The 19,069-nt window shown below is 45.2% G+C and carries 16 protein-coding genes; 11 read left to right on the top strand and 5 right to left on the bottom strand.

From position 1 onward, the window contains the following. Window positions 1-37 precede the first annotated feature (37 nt). The 3 genes from E0496_RS09950 to E0496_RS09940 are packed head-to-tail and all read left to right on the top strand — an operon-like array spanning window position 38 to window position 2,921. Window positions 38-1,717 (top strand): DUF6138 family protein, encoded by a 1,680-nt coding sequence (locus E0496_RS09950; RefSeq protein WP_141501409.1) that lies wholly within the window; start codon window positions 38-40, stop codon window positions 1,715-1,717. Continuing rightward, window positions 1,714-2,199: a hypothetical protein gene (locus tag E0496_RS09945; protein WP_141501408.1), complete on the top strand. Its 486-nt coding sequence runs from the start codon at window positions 1,714-1,716 to the stop codon at window positions 2,197-2,199. Before E0496_RS09950 ends, E0496_RS09945 begins: the two co-directional genes overlap by 4 nt. Then, on the top strand, window positions 2,199-2,921 hold the full coding sequence (locus tag E0496_RS09940; RefSeq protein WP_141501407.1) for an SMI1/KNR4 family protein: 723 nt from the start codon (window positions 2,199-2,201) through the stop codon (window positions 2,919-2,921). Before E0496_RS09945 ends, E0496_RS09940 begins: the two co-directional genes overlap by 1 nt. Window positions 2,922-3,395: 474 nt before the next feature. On the opposite strand, the gene E0496_RS36130 is transcribed toward E0496_RS09940, so the two are convergent. Together E0496_RS36130 and E0496_RS09930 are read right to left on the bottom strand one after the other, a co-directional pair. Next, window positions 3,396-3,512: a YjcZ family sporulation protein gene (locus E0496_RS36130; RefSeq protein WP_206669740.1), complete on the bottom strand. Its 117-nt coding sequence runs from the start codon at window positions 3,510-3,512 to the stop codon at window positions 3,396-3,398. A 523-nt stretch (window positions 3,513-4,035) separates the two neighbouring features. Then, window positions 4,036-4,674, bottom strand: a complete 639-nt coding sequence (locus E0496_RS09930; protein WP_141501406.1) for an HD domain-containing protein — start codon at window positions 4,672-4,674, stop codon at window positions 4,036-4,038. 466 nt (window positions 4,675-5,140) lie between these two features. Between E0496_RS09930 and E0496_RS09925 the strand changes: the two genes are divergently transcribed. Both E0496_RS09925 and E0496_RS37060 read left to right on the top strand, forming a co-directional pair. Beyond that, window positions 5,141-7,327 (top strand): collagen-like protein, encoded by a 2,187-nt coding sequence (locus tag E0496_RS09925; RefSeq protein WP_141501405.1) that lies wholly within the window; start codon window positions 5,141-5,143, stop codon window positions 7,325-7,327. 153 nt (window positions 7,328-7,480) lie between these two features. Further along, window positions 7,481-8,089, top strand: a complete 609-nt coding sequence (locus tag E0496_RS37060; RefSeq protein ID WP_338325834.1) for an S-Ena type endospore appendage — start codon at window positions 7,481-7,483, stop codon at window positions 8,087-8,089. A gap of 53 nt (window positions 8,090-8,142) precedes the next feature. Here the strand turns inward: E0496_RS37060 and E0496_RS09915 are convergent, their stop codons facing one another. Both E0496_RS09915 and E0496_RS09910 read right to left on the bottom strand, forming a co-directional pair. Beyond that, on the bottom strand, window positions 8,143-8,487 hold the full coding sequence (locus E0496_RS09915) for a DUF3992 domain-containing protein (protein ID WP_139999370.1): 345 nt from the start codon (window positions 8,485-8,487) through the stop codon (window positions 8,143-8,145). Window positions 8,488-8,514: 27 nt separating this feature from the next. Further along, window positions 8,515-8,889 carry a DUF3992 domain-containing protein gene (locus E0496_RS09910; protein ID WP_141501403.1) on the bottom strand — a complete coding sequence of 125 codons (375 nt, stop codon included), beginning with the start codon at window positions 8,887-8,889 and terminating at the stop codon, window positions 8,515-8,517. 462 nt (window positions 8,890-9,351) lie between these two features. Between E0496_RS09910 and E0496_RS09905 the strand changes: the two genes are divergently transcribed. The 3 genes from E0496_RS09905 (at window position 9,352) to E0496_RS09895 (ending at window position 13,061) form a co-directional block, all read left to right on the top strand. Further along, window positions 9,352-10,359, top strand: coding sequence for a zinc-dependent alcohol dehydrogenase (locus E0496_RS09905; RefSeq protein WP_141501402.1), 1,008 nt, complete (start codon window positions 9,352-9,354; stop codon window positions 10,357-10,359). Between the two features lie 170 nt (window positions 10,360-10,529). Continuing rightward, the gene (locus E0496_RS09900; RefSeq protein WP_141501401.1) at window positions 10,530-11,411 is read left to right on the top strand and encodes an AraC family transcriptional regulator; all 882 of its coding nucleotides are present in this window, start codon (window positions 10,530-10,532) and stop codon (window positions 11,409-11,411) included. 192 nt (window positions 11,412-11,603) lie between these two features. After that, entirely contained in the window at window positions 11,604-13,061 is a 1,458-nt protein-coding gene (locus tag E0496_RS09895) for a DUF5054 domain-containing protein (protein WP_141501400.1), read from the top strand. A gap of 506 nt (window positions 13,062-13,567) precedes the next feature. Here the strand turns inward: E0496_RS09895 and E0496_RS09885 are convergent. Then, window positions 13,568-14,242, bottom strand: coding sequence for a hypothetical protein (locus E0496_RS09885; protein WP_141501398.1), 675 nt, complete (start codon window positions 14,240-14,242; stop codon window positions 13,568-13,570). Between the two features lie 601 nt (window positions 14,243-14,843). Here E0496_RS09885 and E0496_RS09880 point away from each other — a divergent pair. The 3 genes from E0496_RS09880 to E0496_RS09870 all read left to right on the top strand — a co-directional run bounded on the left by E0496_RS09880 (window position 14,844) and on the right by E0496_RS09870 (window position 19,050). After that, on the top strand, window positions 14,844-16,805 hold the full coding sequence (locus tag E0496_RS09880) for an ABC transporter substrate-binding protein (protein WP_141501397.1): 1,962 nt from the start codon (window positions 14,844-14,846) through the stop codon (window positions 16,803-16,805). Between the two features lie 97 nt (window positions 16,806-16,902). Beyond that, window positions 16,903-17,901 (top strand): ABC transporter permease, encoded by a 999-nt coding sequence (locus E0496_RS09875; RefSeq protein WP_139999352.1) that lies wholly within the window; start codon window positions 16,903-16,905, stop codon window positions 17,899-17,901. 3 nt (window positions 17,902-17,904) lie between these two features. Then, the gene (locus E0496_RS09870) at window positions 17,905-19,050 is read left to right on the top strand and encodes an ABC transporter permease (protein WP_141501396.1); all 1,146 of its coding nucleotides are present in this window, start codon (window positions 17,905-17,907) and stop codon (window positions 19,048-19,050) included. The last annotated feature ends 19 nt before the right edge of the window (window positions 19,051-19,069 follow it).

Genomic DNA, 19,069 nt, shown 5'->3' with positions numbered 1-19,069 from the left:
AGCAGCACAATAACATAGCAATGAAGGGCGGCTTACCATGGAGACAGCACTCGGTTCACTTGAGAATATATTAAATGAAATGAAGATGGAAATAGGCAAATGGTTTCACCTTCTTAGCAAGAAGGATACAAATAAAATTGTCGGTCGAACGAAGCTGCAGGTTGGCGTTCATGACTATGGCCTTTTGGAATATAGGGAAGGCGAAATAAGCATATATGACTCTGATCTTGATTTTATGGAGCCATCGGTTAAAAGCAGCTGTGGAATACCAGTCGAATCATTGACAAAGGAAATAATTCATGAATTCATTAAGCCTCAGCTCGCCATTTTTGTGATGCAGGAGCTGGATGCTTTGAAACTAACCACGTTAATTGATTATAAGTTTGTATTTTGGGGCAAGTTTCGCGTTCAAGGTGGCGAGGTGAATACACCGTTAGTAACGTACATTAACGAGGAGAAGAAGCAGCTGCTACTGGAGAGTATATTGAATTATATAAAAATATGTCTCGATCAGGGCAAGACGCCTACCAAATCGTTAGAAACTTTTTTTCTCTCTAAGCATCTATTGGATCAAGAACTATTTCCCAAGCTTGATCAACAGCGTGTAGTCGGTCTCTTTAATAAAGTGCTGGAGCTCAACAAAGTAAGTAAGTCGCGTCTGGAGGAGCATCGTGGCAATATCATCCGTTCTCTGCAGAACTGGGTGGAGGACCAATTTCTTCCTCGTTACTATACGATTAAGGAACAAGAGTGGCATTCCAGAACCTATATCAGAAAAAACGCTGGTATTTCTGAAGAGATCGATCATTCTACATTAGAACTCCTATTCTATACAGCGATAGCCATTATTAAATATGAGCCTGCCTATAGCAAAAACACGGGGATTGAGTTTTTGAATCGAGCAGAAGAGCTTGGTGGCGATAAAGCTTCTCTCCTGAAGAAGGAAGGCAGCGGAACTTTTGCTAAAGAAGAGATTTATTATCATGATGAGAATGTAGAATGCAAAGCAAACGATATTTTTTCTACGATAACGATCGTTATACGAAAGGAAGCGCAGGAGAGTTACGCTCAAGCACTCCGTTTTATTATTCATTTGTTGGAACGCGGCTTTCCTGCAAGTTACCAAATTAAGCTAAAGTCCAGTGAGAAGCAGTTTCTACCCATCAAAGGTTTGGCAAAGTCGGGCACTCATCGTTTCTTTGCTAATGCATTAGCCTATAAGGAGCTGAGAATTTTGCTGGAGCAATATGCACGTGCAGCGATGCGAGAATATGAGTGGTATGAGGATGCGGAAGGTGAAAAATGCTCAATGCCGGGGACGTTTACTGTTTTTGGCCTTGGTCTAGCAGATCAGGACTATTTCCCGTTGATTAAAGATTACATGGAAATGGTGGATACCGAGCATCAGTCTGTTCAAAATGGATTTACGGCAGCGTTTATTGAAAAATACGGCGTTACGGAAAATGTCCTCTCAACCCTTGTCGTTTGTTTACTGCATTGCACCGATACGATAAAGCTAAAGGTTAAAGATCAAATGGAAGAAGAGAATATCTTACCGCAGTTGTTACAGGAAATGACGGCTTTGCAGCGGCATCAAGCGGAGCATATCATTTATACCATTTGGGGTGGTTCGAACAAGCTCAAAACATCTGCAGCCAAAGCCAAAGGGGAGAAGCATGAATGGCTGACGCAGCTCTTGCTTACTGCTGCTAGATGAGCCGATCGAAAGAAAAGAAACACTCCAACCTGTTAATTGATCTTCAGCTTTTTTTAGCTGTCGGTGCGTTGTTTGGCGGTTCCTTTCTGATTATAGATCCAAGTGGCGAACTAATGGATATGCCGCTATCCCTAATTGAGCAATCATGGTTTAGCAATTATTTCATACCGGGCTTGTTCTTAGTAACCCTGTTTGGAGTCATGCCATTAATTATCGCTTGGGGATTGTATAAACAGTGGGCATGGTCTTCTGCTGAAAAATGCAATCTATTTGCCAATATGCATTGGTCTTGGACTTTTACGGTGTACTCGGGAATCGCTTTAATCTTATGGATTACCATACAAGTCCTGATTATTGATCGATTTATAGTCATCCATTTCATTTATCTGGCACTGGGAATAATCATCATTGCTGTTGCTATGCTGCCTGGTGTACAGAAGATGTATAAGGTAAGTTTGAACGAAGGGAGGGAGGGCCGCTGATGTACATTTCATCACTAAAAATGAATCCCATACCGTTGGAGCAGTTGGAAGTAGTCGAGAAAGAAACACAGGTTAAGCTTCCGGAGGCTTACATCCGTTTTCTTAGTCAATATGGACAGGGAACTTACCGGGGGTGGTTAAACGTGCAGTTGCCAGACCCGGGAGTTTTACAGCCATTTGTAGAATATGATTTGTGGGAGCACGATGAATTCAGTCCCATTACACAGCCGCAGATTAAGGAATGCGTGTCGATCGGCACAACGATTGATGGCGACTTTCTGGCTGTTCATCCGAATGTCGAAGGTATCGTTTGGCTGCCCAGGCATTCTGATGAAATTACAGTAAAGCAATCTGGCGATGGTGACTATACGGAGACTTTGGACCGGATCTTTCAGGGAGCGCATGGGAATTCAAATACGGAATCTTCTTATTATGAACCATGGAATGACACGAGAAAGCATGTCTTTTTTTGTTTTACTCCAAATGCGGAATACCCTGCCTTACCTGATTTGGGCATTCTATGCAAAGAACGCTACAAACCAGACTTACTTATTGAAAACGAATATACATGCAAGCTGTTTATCCATTCATTAGGCGGCTGCTTGCGATTAAATTACGCGAATGGCCGGGAAATTGCAGTTCATTACGAAGCAGATCAACAAAACTTGTTTAATGAGATCTCATCTTTTCTCTTACAAAATCATTGTGAGCTTTGGGAATAGTGGAGCACTAACACCATTTGGGAAGAGGGTGAATTCGTCTTCATGATCATCATGACAGATTTGCAGCCAAGCTGTATAGCCATAATCTATGGAATATCATTGGGCGCTTCTCCAGTGTAAACGTCTTTTATTTAACGAATGCGGACGTCAAGCGCAACAAGGTCAATGGAACTTCTGCAGAGTTGAAAACAGAGCTTAATCATGTAGTTAAGGATTATGACGAATTTGATTATTATTCAAATGACAGCTTGCAGGTTTATTTTGACAGTAAAGAAAACTTGGATAAACAGTATGAAGGGAATTTGTATTACTATTTTAAATGAACCTGAGGAAACCTCACTCATCGACCCATTCTCAAGGGAAACGGAGTTCATATCGGAGTTTTAAATAGCAAAAAGGCCCAAAGTATGGGCCTTTTTGTGAGGTTCCTGTGGAGAAGCTGCCTGAGTGTTTTTAGGAGATTTGGTTTATTATTTAGTAACCACAGCCGCCGCCGAAGATTCCACAGCTACAAGCGATAATCACCAATAAAATGAAAAGCACCAGAATGGTACCAGTGTTCGTAAAAGCACCACCTACAAAACCGGACATTTTCATTCAACCTCCTTACGTATAGATTTCATTTATTCGAAATGTTTCGTGGGATTAGCCAAAAAATACTTCGTCACTTTATTGAGAATTTAATCAGCTATAAAGGCATGATTATCTTTTGGAGAGTATTTAGGGTTATTCCGTAGTCTGAACATAGGAGCAGGCTACTTGAAAACCTTCATTTGCCGGTTATTAGTAACCGCCACCGAAAATACCGCAGCTGCAAGAGATAATGACCAATAAGATGAACAGTACCAGAATGAAACCAATACTGTTGTTAGCACCACCAACAAATCCTGACATTAGACATTCACCTCCAAGCATTTTGACTACGATGTAGCTTATGCATGATCGCGGGGCTGTGATTGGATGTTTGTACCGTAGACATTTGATAATTGTTGTTTACCCAGTTTACTCAAGCCCTCAAATGGGAATTTTATGTACATAAACTATTGAAGAAAAGACAAGCAACCCCCACCGGAAGGATTGGGGTTGCTTGTCTTTCTTATGAATGAAAAGATCATTATTCTTGCCAAGGAGAATGCAATACGCAATCGCAGAAGTTGGTTGGTTTGAAATCAGGGAGCAATCTAGCACAGACATCAGCTTTTATGTTGCCGAATGTGGTTTCAGGCTTATGTTTGAAGCCCTCAAGGAAGGCTGGCAATATTTTGTTCTTAAAATTATTTCGTGGGAATGAGCTAACCACTGTATTACGTACATCTTCAGTAATGCTCTCAAAATTTTCGCCCATGACGTCATAGCCTACTCCCGAATAAATGAGTGCTACTTCTGGTTCTTTGTATTGTGCTATTCCAATTGTAGTATGAAGTGCAATAGCATCCCATACGAGACTTGAAGATGCTTCAGGCACGCCATTTTGTCGCAAATAGTCTCTTGCTGCGTTAGCACCATCCACTTCAAAGCGTTTGTCAGGGCTGCTATATTGTTTTGTCAAACCCAAATCATGAAACAAAGCGCTAATATAGAGCAATTCAGCATCATACTTAATCTTATTCCTTTCACCTTGGAGAGCACCAAATAAAAATACGCGATGAGAATGGTTCCATAAGAGTGAATCACCATGCTCACGAAGCAGTTCTGCTGCGCCAATCGCGAGTTTACTGTCTGGGATGATGATGTTTGCAATACGCTGTGCCATCGAAGTTCCTCCTCTAGTTTGATGTGCCCTGCAGGACAGTCTGTTGCTGTAACCCACTATAATTGAAATGTTATCATTAGTAAATAACGTCATTTCTATAGTAATGATAGACGAAAATAATGATTTATGAAGTGTGGGTTTTAATGAATCAAAACTGATTTTAGTAAGGCTTGAGTACAATCAAAAGGACAATGAATTTCATTTAATAGTAGTAGAGAGAAAAAATAGAGGGAATATCTATTTTCATTGTTAAGAGAGCGCGGCAGCTTTATTCGCATAGGAGTTTATTAGAGGTGAGAATGTAACGGCGTCGACAAGGTTAGTTTTTTACGAGAGGAAAATATATATGTTTAATAATGGTTTGATATTTAATAGACCTATACTGGAATATTCATCTCATCACAGCTCGTCTCTTAGCTGTTCGTCCGGTAAATGCTCATCGAGCAACTGTTCATGTTCAGGTTCATTGAGCTGTAATTCATCTCAACAGAGCTCGTCACTTAGCTGTTCATCCGGTAAATGCTCATCGAGCAACTGTTCATGTTCAGGATCATTAAGCTGTAATGGTACTCACCCAAAAACAGGGGTAACTGGTGCGACAGGAGCAACAGGAGCAACGGGAGCAACGGGAGCAACGGGGGCAACTGGGGAGACAGGAGCAACGGGGGCAACGGGAGCGACAGGAGCAACAGGAGCAATGGGGGTAACTGGTGCGACAGGAGTGACAGGTGCGACAGGAGCAACGGGGCAAACGGGAGCAACGGGTGCGACAGGAGCAACGGGTGCGACAGGTGCGACGGGAGCAACAGGAGCAACAGGAACGACAGGGGCTACAGGAGCAACGGGAGCGACGGGGCAAACGGGAGCGACAGGAGCAACGGGGGCGACGGGGGCGACGGGAGCAACAGGAGCAACAGGAGCAACGGGAGCGACAGGAGCAACGGGAGCAACGGGAGCGACAGGAGCAACGGGAGCAACGGGAGCAACGGGTCAAACGGGAGCAACTGGAGCAACAGGTGCGACGGGAGCGACAGGAGCGACAGGAGCAACAGGAGGAACGGGAGCAACAGGAGCAACAGGGCAAACGGGAGCGACAGGGGAGACAGGAGCAACAGGAGCAACAGGAGCAACAGGAGCAACTGGTGCGACAGGAGTGACAGGGGCGACGGGAGCAACGGGTCAAACGGGAGCGACAGGTGCGACAGGGGCAACAGGAGTGACAGGGGCGACGGGAGCGACAGGAGCAACCGGAGCAACAGGAACGACAGGAACGACAGGAGCGACAGGAGCAACAGGAGCAACAGGAACGACAGGGGCAACAGGAGCGACAGGAGCAACAGGAGCAACGGGAGCGACGGGGCAAACGGGAGCGACAGGAGCAACGGGAGCGACAGGAGCAACGGGGGCGACAGGTGCGACGGGAGCAACGGGGGCAACGGGGGCGACGGGAATAACTGGTGCGACAGGAGTGACAGGTGCGACAGGAGCAACGGGAGCAACGGGTCAAACGGGAGCGACAGGTGCGACGGGAGCAACGGGGACGACAGGTGCAACGGGAGCAACGGGTCAAACGGGAGCGACAGGTGCGACAGGGGCAACGGGTCAAACGGGAGCAACTGGTGCGACAGGAGCAACGGGTCAAACGGGAGCAACGGGAGCAACAGGAGCGACGGGGGCGACGGGGGCGACGGGGCAAACGGGAGCGACAGGAGCAACGGGAGCAACAGGAGCAACGGGTCAAACGGGAGCAACGGGGGCGACGGGGGCGACAGGTCAAACGGGAGCAACGGGGGCGACAGGTCAAACGGGAGCAACAGGGGCGACGGGAGCGACAGGAGCAACAGGAGCAACAGGAGCAACAGGGGCAACTGGTGCCACAGGAGCAACGGGGGCGACGGGAGCGACAGGAGCAACAGGAGCAACAGGGGCAACTGGTGCCACAGGAGCAACGGGAGCAACTGGTGCGACAGGAGTGACAGGTGCGACGGGAGCAACGGGAGCAACAGGGGCAACTGGTGCCACAGGAGCAACTGGTGCGACAGGAGTGACAGGTGCGACGGGAGCAACAGGAGCAACAGGGGCAACTGGTGCCACAGGAGCAACGGGAGCAACAGGAGCAACAGGAGTGACAGGAGCGACAGGTGCGACGGGAGCAACTGGCCCGAATTTTGCTACCGAAGGGTTTTCTGCTTTTCTGTCTTCCGTAACGATATCTGCTAGTGGTCAATTGACAAACTGGTCTGTAGCGAGTCCTTATTATGGGAACGCAAATTTCAATCCGGTGACGGGCAATTATGTGATACCAGTTACTGGAAGATATACGATTTTGGCAACGATAAATTACACAACGACAGCCGCCATTAGCGCAGTTCTTGGAGCCGGCATTAATCCCTTCTTTGTAGTCCAAAGAACTTCGCCCACCGCTACGAGCTTAGTTGCCGGGTTATTACCGATTTTGAATGTCAACATATTGCTGCTCTTAACACTGCGCGCCGTTCTAGGAACAGGAAATGTCACTTTAGCTGGAGAGGTTACTTTAAATGCAGGTGATGTCATTGGCCTATTTTATAATGCCAATGGACTGACAGTTGCGTTAAACGTAGGAAATGGTGCTTCTAATGGGGTAGTTTGGTCCATGCATGAAATTACGTAAATAACTTCACAAAATCCTAATGTACAATGAATGATCTTTATTATAGGCATCTAACCTTATTTGAAATAATTCTAGATAAAGTAGGACCATGTTCCGAAAAAATACATTTAATATAAGGAAGGAGTTGAAAAAGTTTTTTGAAGAGGGGGGAGAATGCTGAAAAGGAAAAGATGCGTTAGAAAAAGGTCAATATTCGCAGCAATGATCGTTCTCAAAGTAAATCCCTCTTGCAATAAGCAGTGCTATAAACCAAGGAAATGTAAAATAAGAAAAAAACGTTGTAAAAAGAGGCTGCGACGAAAGCGATGCTTTCCTATTTTCCCTTGCCCGCCCAAGCGCTGCCACAAAAAAAGGCCTAGACCCTGGCCTGTTCCAATTCCTGTACCTTGTTGTATAGATCCGATAGACCCGGTGAAGCCGAATATTTCTGTTGAGAAGGAATGCTGCGGAAATTTATTAATTCAAGGCGGGCAGCCAGCATTTCAAATATGGGAAAACGATGTTGATACCAAAATTAGCGTCGTACAAATTACCATTTATTCTTTCTCTTCCAGCACAGAAGCGATTGAAGTGGAAATTGATGGTGATGAAATCAAACATATGACGGTCCCGCCAGGCAATACTACCAATTTCATTGGTCATGGTATCAAAACGGTTAAGGTGTCTGCAAAAGGCAACGAGCATGCGTATGTAGAAGGGAAATACGTTATATCGATTACGCTGCATCTACCTGATCATCCCACGTCTGCTATTGAACAATAAAAAAGGTGGTTCGTCAGTTGCCTGACAGAACCACCGAATATTTTTTTTGATTATTATAGAGCATATCGGACAGTAATACAAAATTCACCCTGCGCAGCTGCGGTAGTTGTTAAGGATATTGTATTAAATCGAGATACAGTAAACGAGGTGCTTCCCCCAGCAGGAACAACGATCGTTTGTATAGCTGCTACAACACCTGTACGGAAAAAGTTTACGGTTACTGTACCCGTACCTGTTTCTGCTTTGACATACCCCGTTCCGTTAATGGTTTGGGATATATTATCCGTATAAATGGTTTGTGTTCCTGCAGCCGCCAATGCCCAGTTTATACAAACCTTATCTTGTACAACGACTTTATCCGAGCAGCAGCTAAGAGTCGATAGATTAGAATTACACATGTAACTTTATCCCTCCTTTATTTGTTTTTATTGGACAGGGTAACGGGTTGTAATACAGAATTCGCCTTGGTAGGTTCCTGGGGATGCTGCTGGCAATGTGATACGAATGGCGCTAAAACGCCGGTACGTAAAGGCAAGACTTGTGCCTGGAGTAATTGTAAAGGGAGTTGGATTAATAGGCGCTCCTGTACTATCAAGAAAATCAAATGTGATATCATCTGGCCCAATATCGAATTGCAGATAACCCGTACCTACGATATTTTGATTAATATTATTGGTGAACACAACAACTAGGACATCGGCGGCGACAACCGTTCCACTCCACGGCGTACATACTTTATCTTGCACATAATCCTTATCGGCGCAACAGGTTAAAGCAGTTGCAGTGTTATTGCAAGCCATTGCTTAATCCCTCCTAATTATAATTTCTAACTATTAAATGCAGGCAGAAACTTGCTTGCTTGGACATTTGCCTCACCATGCCTTAATTAACTTTAATCAATGAACCTGACAGGGAAGATTCCTAGAACCATTTCGCAATGTGTTTTTTGAATTAATTCGGTGTAGAATGAATATTTCTTCGCTCAGACTCGGTTTGTTACAATCGGCGTATCACCCAAAGGAGGAATAAACAAATGAATTAAAGGAAGTTAGGGGTAAGCGGTTTGTCACTCAGTTATGGAATCCGAATTGTGATTAGACGTCAGAGCAAATTGCAGAGGGAGCTGTATCGGCACGCGATGAAGCTCTTCGGCAGCACCAGTTTTCGGTGTTTTAGACAAAAAATCGTTATTGCAATCAAAGACTTCCGAGGCGAAAAGTTTTACATTTAGTGTGAAAGCAAACGCCAAGGGAGTGTATGTGATGAAAAATAGAAAAATAATGTTTATGAGTCCGCTGGAAGTCGAAACGATAGAGGAGGTCTACGTTTCAGGCAAGTTGGGTGAGTATGAGCTATTTGTGCAACTCGTGTATTCACTGATTAGTCCTGGAACAGAACTCGCTATGCTTTCAGGTAAAGAAGCTTGGGCTAGGCTGCCGATTTGCCCCGGTTACTCAAGCGTAAGCAGAGTACTGGAGACTGGTGACGGAATAACGGAATTCAAACCTGGGGACCTCGTATTTCATTATGGCAGTCATTCGGAATATCAGGTTGTGGCTGCCGACCAGCTTCTCATAAAGCTACCAGAAGACATAGATGCTAGGTGGGTGCCGTTTACCCGTATGGCAACCGTTGCCTTTACTTCTGTACGCGTCTCTAATATTGAAATTGGCGATGCAGTAAGTATTACCGGATTAGGACTCGTAGGAAATATGGCAGCACAATTAGCGAGATTGCAAGGTGCGACAGTGATAGGTGTAGATTTATCACAGGAGCGGATTCAAACCGCGGCGAGCTGCGGCTTGAATTTTACGTTAAACGGCGAGGTAGGGGATATAAAGGAACAAATCCTTCGCTTAACCGATGGGAAAGGCGTCTCTACTCATATCGAAGCTACAGGAGTAGCCAAGGTTGGCGTTGATAGCCTTGCATGGATTGCTAAACTAGGCGAAATTATATTCCTGGGAAGCCCGCGCGGAGAGTACAATGCGGATGTAACCGACATTTTAAACTATTGTCATCTCTACAACAGGGGTTGTATTACATTTAAAGGGGCACATGAATGGCGCTTCCCAACCCAGCCTGCCGAATTTGTTAAACATTCCTTGGTACGAAACTCCAAAATTGTATTTGAGCTTATGAAGCAGAAGAGGCTTCATATCGAGCCGCTTATCAGTCATGTGATTAAACCTGAACAGGCACGAGAGGCTTATGAAGGCCTTAGATTAAATAAAGATCAGTATAACGGCGTATTGTTTGATTGGTCCTAGTTGAAGAAGGCCGAGCGGGGTAATTTGCAAACAGGCAAACGACCCCAGCTCTAAGCCTTCTCTTTTTTTGGATAGCATCCAGAAGAAGGCTTGGGCTATAATTGAAGGGAAATCATTAGGGCTGCAGCCAATCTGACGTGCGAAGCCGAGCAACAATCAGGAGGAAGCTAATGGATGAGCCTTGGTTGAATGGCATATCGCCATTCGTAAGGGTTGCGAAGATCATGAAATCCCACTCGTTAAGCGGGGAATGGATGGATTATGATTTTGTGTATACCTACATTGAGCAAGGAGAAGCAGAGTTTTTCTTAAGCGGGATTAAATATTTGGTTAAAGAAGGCGATGTCCTATTGATGCATCCCTATATGTCCCATATTATAAAATCGACAACGTCTGCACCATTAAACCAATATATTTTTCATTTTGATCTTTATTATGATGAGCAACGAAGCAATTTAAGGCATGAAAGCGTATCCAATATGCTGCCAGAAGATAAAGATACTCAGGAAATGAGATTGGCATCGGTATATCCGTTAGTCCATTTGCAGCTTTCCGATCAAATTATTTTAAAGAAAAGGTTTCTAACTATGTATAATGCCTACACTGACCGGAAGCATGGAAGCAGTCTGCTGCTGAAATCCATTTGTTTGGAATTATTGTATTTGTTTCTTACTAGTCAGACCGATCACAAAAAAGAAGAAGGAAAGATGACAAAAGGCTGGATATTTATTGAAAAGGCAATGAAATACGTGAATGAACGTTACCATGAACTGGAAATGGATAATGCTGCTATTAGCAGCCATGTTGGCGTGTCTACGAATCATTTGTCTTACTTGTTTAAGACGCAGCTAGGCATCTCCATTCATAAATATGTAACCCATATCAGGATAGAGCAAGCTAAAAAAAGAATAATTCAAGCTAATCAAACCTTAACGGAAATCGCGGATGAAGTTGGTTTTTCCAGCATCCATTTATTCAGCAGGCTATTTAAACAAGCAGAGGGAATTGTACCTAGTAAATATGCAATGTCACAAAGAAACAATTCGAGCTAGAACAGCAGAATCGGCGTCACTCACCTTGCGGAACATGTGATACAGCAATATATGAATGAATATATACCCAAAGCCATAGCGTTGTCCGAGCAGTTGGAAGCAGAAGGCGGCAAGGAAAGGTATGTGTAGACAACGGGATCATGGCTTATTCGCAAGTATTTGGATGATGCCATAGGTGCGAAGCGGACAGCAATGGAGATAGCCATACAAAAAGGGTTCATCGTCTGGCATGGCTTGCCGTTTACGACGCATTCGGAGCTGATGGACCCCGCGCTGTTTCGTTATGGGCTGTCGATCAGCCATGAGTTGGATATCGAGTTTGGCAAACAAACCATCGCGGCGAAAATGACCGATGTGCCAGGCCATACGCTGGCAATGGTACCCTGTATGCATGCGGCAGGCATTCAATATTTGCATCTTGGCGTTAATCCTTCATCGCAGCGCCTTGATGTTCCGCGACTCTTTCGCTGGCAAGCGGAGGATGGCGGTGAAATCATCATGAACTACGCGGGGAATTTCGGTGAACCGGTAGAGGTGGAAGGATTAGATGAACTTTTAGTGTTCGCGCATACCGGGGACAACTGCGGTCCACCATGCGCAGAGGAAATCCGGGAGCAATTTCGCGAAATTCAGGACCGTTATCCAAATGCAGAAGTGGCAGCGTCTTCCCTTGATTCATTTGCTAACAAGCTGGTGGGCATTCGCGAGCGTTTACCGATCGTCTGTGAAGAAATTGGAGATACCTGGATTCACGGTGCCAGCACTGATCGGCTTAAGCTTGCCCAGCTTCGGGAGCTTATGCGTTTGAGAGAGGAGTGGCTGGTAGATGGCAATCTGAGCGAGGAGAGCTCGAAATACAAAGAGATGAGCGATGCCATGCAGCTTGTTACCGAGCACACCTGGGGAATAGATGTGAAAAAATGGCTGCCAGACTTCCGGAATTATGCCGAGACGGCTTTTCATAAAGCTCGCATAAAGGATGATATCGATCTGGATGACCTGCCTGCCAAATTTAGCTATATCGGGGCATTTGCCATGAATGAGTTTGATAAGCACTCCAGTAATTTATTTACAGCGGAGCAAACACGCCGCACGTATTCCATGCTCGAAAGATCCTGGGAGGAGCAACTGCAATATGTGAAGCAGGCGGTGTGTAGTCTTGTAAGGGAGAAACAAGCACAGGCAGAACAGGCTCTGCAATGGTTAATTCCAGCCAAGACGGATGGGGGGGGGGCATACGAGTCCTTCAGTCCAAATGAAGTTTACCGGAGCGGGGATTTTCAGTTTGCTTTTCATACGAACGGAGCTTTAATGCATCTGGAGGATCGCAACGGTAAGCGCTGGGTGGAGAAAGAGCATCCCTTTGGCTTATATGCGTATGAGACTTTTGGGAAAGAGGATTATGACCGATATTTTAGGTCCTATATGCAAAATCTGCCTATTACGCATCCATGGGCGGATGCGGATTTTAATAAACCTATCTTTGAATTTGTAAGGCCATTGCCGAGTTATCAGCTTTTCCTTCCTGTCGCTACTGAAATGATAAGAAATCGGAGAGCGGAATCCGATATCTATTTAATTCGGCTTCGCATGCAAGCGCAAGTGCATGAGCGCTATGGGGCGCTTAAGAAATTGAAAATTGAAAATTGAATATACATTTCAACAACTCGGCTGGATTGATATAACTTTGCAATGGTTTGGGAAAGAAGCTAACCGACTGCCTGAAGCAAGCTGGTTTGGTTGCGGTTTGAAAGTCAACAATCCCAATCTCTGGATGATGGATAAGCTTGGACAGGCCGTATCACCGCTTCGCGTGGTGAAGGATGGAAACAGGAATCTCCATGCACTTGGTTACGGGGGGTCTCTTATGAGGGGGCAGACGGGTTAGCCGTCATTCAAAGCCTTGATTCGGCATTGGCAGCACCAGGACAAAAGAGGCTTCTACAGTTTGACAACACGTTCGCTTCTCTGGAGCACGGATGGCAATTTAACTTGCATAACAACATCTGGGGCACCAATTTTCCGATATGGTATGGCGAGGATGGAAAATTCAGGTTATGGCTGCAATTGAAATCCTATATCAAGTAAGCTGCTGAATCCAGTCACGGCTGGAGTTCTTATGCAAGGCGTGACTGTCTCTTTTGAGAAAAATCGATTTATCTCAATGAAGCAAGCAGCGAATTCATGCGAACCGGGATTTCCATACGCAGCTCATTCCAAGTGACGAAGACGTCAGAAGCCCAGTTATGAGGTGAATAGTCGAATGACGGCTGGAAGCAGAACGTGCGCAGATGCTCCTCGGATAGCTTGTCAATCTCTTCTCCGTGCTTGTATTCCCCCCTGAACAAATCTGGCTCTAGCAGCCCTTCATTTCCGGCCTCTTCTAGGCAGCATGATGAAACGTTGGGCAGCAGATGAAAGACTTCTTCGAGCGGTGACATCGCGTGTTTTCCCGGCTGGACGAACAGCTTGACGCGCTGATCCTGATCCGATATATTACTGCGATCACGCAGCAAGCCGAGGAAGTAGCGGCCATGGAAGCTGACCTCGCAGGAGGCAATGCTGCCTTCATGATCAACATAGATCCAAACATGCTCCAAATCATAAATATGCTGGATATCATAGTCCCAATAAATAGCGTATTCAATCACCGTTTTTATTTTTGCGGGATCGAACCGGATTTTGCGATTGAATGACGGTGATGGCGCATCGGATTCGAATACAGTTACGCCTACACGAATAGGTTGAAACGGTTCGAGCCTGTCCATGTACAAAATAGGGGAATAGCGTCTTACCATTTCCAAATCAATATGATTATCGGACAAAGACATAAAGGATAGCCTCCTAGAAAATAGTCGATTCATGTTTTCTCATTAAGCATCCCATAGCGGGTTATGCGCTTCACCCCTATTATATAGCGATTTGAAAATAATACAAACGAAAATTGATTTCCTTTATCCCACGAAGAAATGGTGAATATAGGGAAAAAGGAGCGTATAGTCAAGAAGTAAGACTATTTAACTATTTTTACCATAAGCATATAAAAGCCCAGCACTGCTCTTACAATTCGCAATTATATTAATAAAGCTAGTGGTGCTTAGAAATAAAAGAGAGAGGATGTGAGCCATCGAGATAGGAGCCAGCAGCCAGAAAAAGAAACCGGATATCATTCTCAAAAAATTTTTCCATCTTTGTCAAATGTTCTTGCGTCAGATAAGGAAGCCATGTATTATACAAATAAAGCGTTTACATTAAGCGCTTACAAAAACCGATTTAATTAAACCGGTTTAACAAACATGAGATTTTTAATACATAAGTACGGATTGTAAACCTAAAAATTAAACCGGTTTAATAATAATCGAGGAGGTGCATTCTTTTTTATTGCATCACAAGCAACAAGCAAACGGGAAAATTAAATTTGGAGGGGTTCATTTGAAAAGAAACCGATTTATCTTTATGCTGCTCGTGATTTTGTCCGTCGTTTTAGTAGCTTGCACCAATAATGCAGGCCCTGCGCAAGTGAAAGACAGTCCCAAACCATCAACAAAGGTGGAGGAAGCTCCGGTCACTCCTACCGACGCCAAAGAAGCTCCCATGCTTGCCAAGCTTGTCACTGCCGGCACGCTGCCGCCGCTCGAAGAGCGTCTTCCGGTTCAGGCGGATGTCAAGATTGAAGAGGTTGTCGATGAAATTGGGCAATACGGCGGAGATTGGAAAATGCCATGGTCAGGTCCTGGCGACAAATGGGGGGTTGGCCAGCCTACCGAAGAGGCTCTCTTCCGTTTTAACAAAACGGGCGATAAAGTGGAGCCGAATGTAGCCAAGAGCTATGAAGTGAATGCAGATTCCACAGTGTTCACCATCCACTTGAGAGAAGGGATGAAATGGTCGGACGGCGTTCCGTTTACGGCAGATGATGTTCTATTTTATTGGGAGCACATGCTGACGAAAGAGACATTCGGCAAGAAGATCTATGATGCCTACTACTCCATTGATCCGGTTACGGGCGACAAAGCGTTGGCTGAGGTCAAAAAAGTAGATGCTTACACATTTACGGTTACCCACAAGTATCCGAGCGTTCAGTTTTTGGAGCGTGTCGCCATCGATAACAAATGGTTCTTCGCTCCCGCACATTTTCACAAAACGATCCTACCTGAGTTTGTAGGTGACGATAAAACGCTGGAAATTACAAAACAGTGGGGCTATGAGGATCCAAAGGTATTCCTAGTGGAAATAGGCTACTATTTCTGGCTTCACTCCCAAATTCCGACTCTGCGGGCATGGGTTGCGAAAACCGATCCGAACAGCGATCAGTTCATTATGGAACGGAACCCGTACTTCTGGAAAACGGATGCGGAAGGAAAACAGCTTCCATACATCGACCGGATTGTTGCAACGAAAATCCAAGATCCAAGTCAAAAGACGCTTGGTACGCTGGCTGGCGATTACAACCTGTTAACCTTTGATTCCAAAGAATTTACGGTTTTGAAGGAAAACGAGAAGAAAGGCGACTACCGGATTATTCCTTGGACACAGCCTGCCTGGTCTAGCGCGGGTATTCAGTTAAATCAGACGACAGAAGATCCAAAGCTGCGCAAGCTCTTCCAAGATATTCGCTTTAGAGAGGCGCTGTCGATCGGAGTTAACCGCGTAGAAATATCCGAAATCGTATCCAACGGACTGGCAGAGCCTGTACAAGCTTCCGTTCCGGAAGGCGTTATCGGCTATCAAGAGGGCTGGTCGAAGCAATGGGCGGATTATAATCCAGAACGCGCTAACCAAATTTTAGATGAACTCGGATTAACCAAGCGGGATAAAAATAATTTCCGTACGTACGAAGATGGTTCCGATTTGACACTAACCGTCATCGAATCAAGCACGGACTCTGCGGCTTTCCTAGAGCTGCTCAAAAAATATTATGAGGACATGGGACTGAAAACAAACCTCAAGGTAGTTGATCAAGGAACGCACTTTGATATGAAATATGCGAATCAGGTACCTATGACAACAGAGAATATCTCTGTTGCGAACGTAGCTTTCCGTCCGGATACGCTTGTTCCGCTTCGCGTCATAACACCTTGGTTCGGCCATTATGGCTTGTACAGCTCCTCGGGTGGCAAAGAGGGCGTTAAGCCAGAGGGTGACGTAGCTCTGATCCTTGAATACTGGGATAAGATCAAAGCAAGCAAAAGTGTAGATGAAATCAATCAATTGAGCAATGAAATTGTTAAGCTCCATCAGAAAAACCAATGGGTTATCGGTTATGCAGGGCCTACTCCAGTGCTGATTGTCGCTTCAAATAACGTGCGCAACATTCCGACTGATGCAGTATGGGCAGATGAATACCGTTCGCTTGGCCAAGGCCATCCATCGCAATTTTTCATTAAGCAATAGTCGCTTTTAGCTTAAGAAGCAATAGCAGGGAACCGAAATTCCCTGTTATTGCCCCACCAATACGAGTCAAATTGTTACGGAGAGGATAGGATATGACATGCTTCAATATATATTAAAACGAATCCTATTGGTCATACCCGTTGTATTGTTTATCTCTTTTATCGTTTTCTATATCATCCAGCTTCCTCCTGGCGATTATGTTTCCAACTACTCAGCCAAAATGTCTGCGGCTGGAGATGTCATGACTCCGGTCGAAATGGATGAAATGCGGGCGAACTTAGGGCTGGACCGGCCCATTTATGAACAATATTTTGTATGGATGAAAAAAATAGTGACCAAAGGCGATTTCGGGTTTTCCTTTAATTACAACAAACCGGTCACCGCCGTCATTAAACAATACATGGGGCTGACCTTGGTCGTGTCGCTTGTCACGATGGTGTTTCATTACGTCGTAGCGATCCCGATAGGGATTTATACAGCTGTCAAACAGTATACCGCTGGCGATTATTTTTTCTCCGGATTAAGTTTTATCGGCATGGCTACGCCAAACTTCCTTTTAGCCATTATATTAATGTATCTCTCATACACCTGGTTCGGTGATCCGCTGCTTGGCCTGTTTTCCAGTGAATACGTCAATGCGCCTTGGTCGATGGACAAAGTGCTTGACCTTATGAAGCATATGGTTATTCCCGTTATTGTAATTGGACTTGCGAGCACCGCGGATCTCATTCGGATAATGAGAGGCCAGATGCTCGATGAGCTTAATAAACCTAATGTCGTTACGGCCAGAGCGAAAGGGTTGTCGGAGTTTAAAATTTTGTTCAAATACCCGACACGCGCGGCGCTGAATCCCATTGTTAGTACTTTTGGGTGGTCGCTGTCCTCGATCTTTACTGGTGCGACCATTACCGCGATTGTTCTGAATTTACCCTTGCAGGGTCCGGTTATGTATAACGCTTTGCTTGGGCAAGACATGTACCTTGCTGGGAGCTGGCTGCTATTCATGGCGCTGCTAACGGTCCTAGGTACCTTGATTTCGGATATTTTGCTAGCTTGGTTAGATCCAAAAATTCGTACAGAGTTCAGGGGTAATTAGCCGATGAGAACAATGCCTGTATTCAGAAGACAAAAGACGGAAGCCCTTCAGCCAGTCAAAACCAAGGATGCCAACTACAGCTCGCAATGGCGGCTGATCTATCTCAGATTCAAGAAGCATAAGCTTGCGCGGATTAGCCTCTTCATTCTTGCTTTTCTTTATCTTATTGCGCTACTTGCCCAATTTATCGCGCCTTATGGGCTGCAGAGCTACGACAGCAAATATGTGAATGCGCCTCCAATGGGCTTCCATTTTGTAGATGCAGCCGGCAAATTTCATATCAAACCGTTCGTATATGAGCTGCAATCGACGCGCGACCCGGAAACAATGCGCAAAATATTCGTGTCGAACACGGAGAAGCGCTACTCGCTCCAGTTTTTTGTAAAAGGGGAGCCATACAAGTTTCTGGGCTTCATCCCGACCTCAACCCATTTGCTAGGCGTAGAGCAGCCAGGCCGTATTTTCCTGCTGGGAACCGACGGCATGGGTCGGGATTTATTTTCGCGTATTATTCTTGGCAGCCAGATCTCGCTAAGCATACCGCTAGTGGGCGTGGCAATCAGCTTCGTGCTAGGTTTGATTATCGGCGGGATCTCGGGTTATTTCGGCGGCTGGCTCGATTCGATTATTCAGCGCATTATTGAAATTATCCGATCGTTTCCAACATTGCCGCTTTGGATGGCATTATCTGCTGCCATTCCGCCTCGAATACCCGTCGTCACCATGTATCTATACATCGTCATTATATTTGCCTTTATTGGATGGACCGATTTGGCGAGGGTGGTACGTGGGAAGTTTATCGCATTGAAAAATGAAGATTATGTCATTGCCGCTAAGATCGCTGGCGTTGGCAATACGAAGATTATCGTGAAGCATCTGTTGCCCGGCTTCATTAGTTACTTAGTCGTTGCGACGACGCTGGCTATTCCCGCCATGATTTTAGGCGAAACAGCCATGAGCTTCCTCGGTCTTGGCATTCGTTCTCCGGCTACTAGCTGGGGAGTATTGCTGCAGGAGGCCCAGAAGATTGAGAATGTAGCCCTATATCCATGGAAGCTGATTCCGCTTGGAATCGTCATTTTAACGGTGCTAACCTACAATTTTCTTGGTGACGGATTACGCGATGCTGCAGATCCATACAAAAAATAGCTTTCTAAAATAAAGGCAA

The organism is Paenibacillus luteus, assembly GCF_006542765.1.
Taxonomy (GTDB): Bacteria; Bacillota; Bacilli; order Paenibacillales; family Paenibacillaceae; genus Pristimantibacillus; species Pristimantibacillus luteus.
The sequence above is the reverse complement of the archived record's forward strand: the minus strand, read 5'-3'. Positions and strand labels throughout refer to the sequence as shown.

Excerpts from the sequence above, each read along its gene's own strand:
- E0496_RS09950 (WP_141501409.1), top strand. The coding sequence starts at position 38 with ATGGAGACAGCACTCGGTTCACTTGAGAATATATTAAATGAAATGAAG.
- E0496_RS09945 (WP_141501408.1), top strand. The coding sequence starts at position 1,714 with ATGAGCCGATCGAAAGAAAAGAAACACTCCAACCTGTTAATTGATCTT.
- E0496_RS09940 (WP_141501407.1), top strand. The coding sequence starts at position 2,199 with ATGTACATTTCATCACTAAAAATGAATCCCATACCGTTGGAGCAGTTG.
- E0496_RS36130 (WP_206669740.1), bottom strand. The coding sequence starts at position 3,512 with ATGTCCGGTTTTGTAGGTGGTGCTTTTACGAACACTGGTACCATTCTG.
- E0496_RS09930 (WP_141501406.1), bottom strand. The coding sequence starts at position 4,674 with ATGGCACAGCGTATTGCAAACATCATCATCCCAGACAGTAAACTCGCG.
- E0496_RS37060 (WP_338325834.1), top strand. The coding sequence starts at position 7,481 with ATGCTGAAAAGGAAAAGATGCGTTAGAAAAAGGTCAATATTCGCAGCA.
- E0496_RS09915 (WP_139999370.1), bottom strand. The coding sequence starts at position 8,487 with ATGTGTAATTCTAATCTATCGACTCTTAGCTGCTGCTCGGATAAAGTC.
- E0496_RS09910 (WP_141501403.1), bottom strand. The coding sequence starts at position 8,889 with ATGGCTTGCAATAACACTGCAACTGCTTTAACCTGTTGCGCCGATAAG.
- E0496_RS09905 (WP_141501402.1), top strand. The coding sequence starts at position 9,352 with ATGAAAAATAGAAAAATAATGTTTATGAGTCCGCTGGAAGTCGAAACG.
- E0496_RS09900 (WP_141501401.1), top strand. The coding sequence starts at position 10,530 with ATGGATGAGCCTTGGTTGAATGGCATATCGCCATTCGTAAGGGTTGCG.
- E0496_RS09895 (WP_141501400.1), top strand. The coding sequence starts at position 11,604 with ATGGAGATAGCCATACAAAAAGGGTTCATCGTCTGGCATGGCTTGCCG.
- E0496_RS09885 (WP_141501398.1), bottom strand. The coding sequence starts at position 14,242 with ATGTCTTTGTCCGATAATCATATTGATTTGGAAATGGTAAGACGCTAT.
- E0496_RS09875 (WP_139999352.1), top strand. The coding sequence starts at position 16,903 with ATGCTTCAATATATATTAAAACGAATCCTATTGGTCATACCCGTTGTA.
- E0496_RS09870 (WP_141501396.1), top strand. The coding sequence starts at position 17,905 with ATGAGAACAATGCCTGTATTCAGAAGACAAAAGACGGAAGCCCTTCAG.